Origin of the sequence: Stenotrophomonas maltophilia group sp. RNC7 (assembly GCF_030910085.1) — a bacterium.
GTDB classification, from domain to species: domain Bacteria; phylum Pseudomonadota; class Gammaproteobacteria; order Xanthomonadales; family Xanthomonadaceae; genus Stenotrophomonas; species Stenotrophomonas sepilia.
The window spans coordinates 1-1,403 of sequence record NZ_JAVFVN010000329.1 but is presented as its reverse complement, the minus strand read 5'-3'; the positions used below and the strand labels follow the sequence as shown (position 1 = coordinate 1,403).

General features: G+C 63.0%; 2 protein-coding genes. Both read left to right on the top strand.

Translation table 11 applies throughout. The annotated features are described in order from the left end of the window. Positions 1-932 (top strand): iron ABC transporter permease (locus RCF13_RS05375; RefSeq protein ID WP_308140935.1); only part of this gene is annotated, 932 nt, incomplete at its 5' end. Next, positions 929-1,403, top strand: a 475-nt coding sequence (locus RCF13_RS05370; RefSeq protein WP_308140934.1) for an ABC transporter ATP-binding protein, incomplete at its 3' end; no start/stop codon positions are given. The genes RCF13_RS05375 and RCF13_RS05370, both read left to right, overlap by 4 nt.

Here is a 1,403-nt window from a genome sequence, read left to right as displayed (position 1 = left end):
TCCTCCTGACTTTGATGCTTGGGCAATCCTTCACGCCGCCGAAGGATATTGTCCGCGTGCTGCTGGGCGAAGACGTTCCGGGCGCAAGCTTCACGGTGGGCAAGCTGCGCCTGCCGCGCGCCGTCCTTTCCGTGCTGGCGGGGTTGAGCTTCGGGCTCGGCGGCGTCGCATTCCAGCTCATGCTGCGCAATTCGCTCGCAAGTCCGGACATTATCGGCATAAGCTCAGGTGCGAGCGCTGCCGCCGTCTTTGCGATCGTCGTGCTTTCCATGAGCGGACCGGTGGTTTCCATCTTCGCCGTCGCCGCCGGGCTTGCCGTGGCGCTTGCGGTTTACGGACTTTCCTTCAGGAACGGGGTTGCCGGAACCCGGCTTATCCTTGTCGGCATCGGTGTTGCGGCGATGATCGAAAGCTTCATCGCCTACATTCTTTCAACCGCGCCCGCCTGGAGCCTGCAGGAAGCCATGCGCTGGCTGACCGGCAGCGTCAACGGTGCGCGGCTGGACCAGATGTTGCCGCTTCTGGTCGCGCTGGTTGTCTTCGGCGGATTGCTTTTAAGCCGGTCGCGCGATCTCGAAGCCTTGCGTCTGGGCGACGACAGCGCCGCCGCGCTGGGAACCCATGTCGGGCGAACCCGGATCGCCATCATCATCGGCGCCGTTGGCCTGATAGCCTTTGCCACCGCTGTCGCGGGGCCTATCGCTTTCGTCGCCTTTCTGTCCGGCCCGATTGCATCGCGCATCATCGGCAACAATGGTTCACTCCTCGTCCCGTCGGCGCTGATCGGGGCCATACTGGTTCTCGCTGGCGATTATTGCGGGCAGTTCCTGCTGCCGGGGCGCTATCCGGTCGGCGTCGTCACCGGGGCCCTGGGCGCTCCCTATCTCATCTACCTCATCATTCGCGCCAACCGCAGCGGGGCTTCCCTATGACCGATCACACGCTCATCGTTCAGGAGTTGACCACCGGCTATGGCGACCGGCTGGTGTTGGATGGTCTCAACCTGGAGATACCATCCGGCAAGGTGACGGCAATCATTGGGGCGAACGCCTGCGGAAAGTCCACGCTTTTGCGGACGATGTCCCGGCTTCTGGCCCCACGCCACGGGCAGGTGCTTCTGGACGGCAGGTCGATCCACACACTTCCCTCCCGCCAGCTTGCGCAGATGCTCGGTCTTTTGCCGCAATCGCCCATAGCACCGGAAGGCATACTGGTTGCCGATCTCGTAAGCCGGGGCCGAAACCCTTATCACGGCGTTTTCTCGCAATGGACACGCGCAGATGACGAAGCAATTGCGGCAGCACTTGAGGCAACCCGGACAACGGAACTGGCCGACAGACCAGTGGATGAACTTTCAGGTGGTCAGCGCCAGCGCGTTTGGATCGCCATGGCGCTGGCCCAGC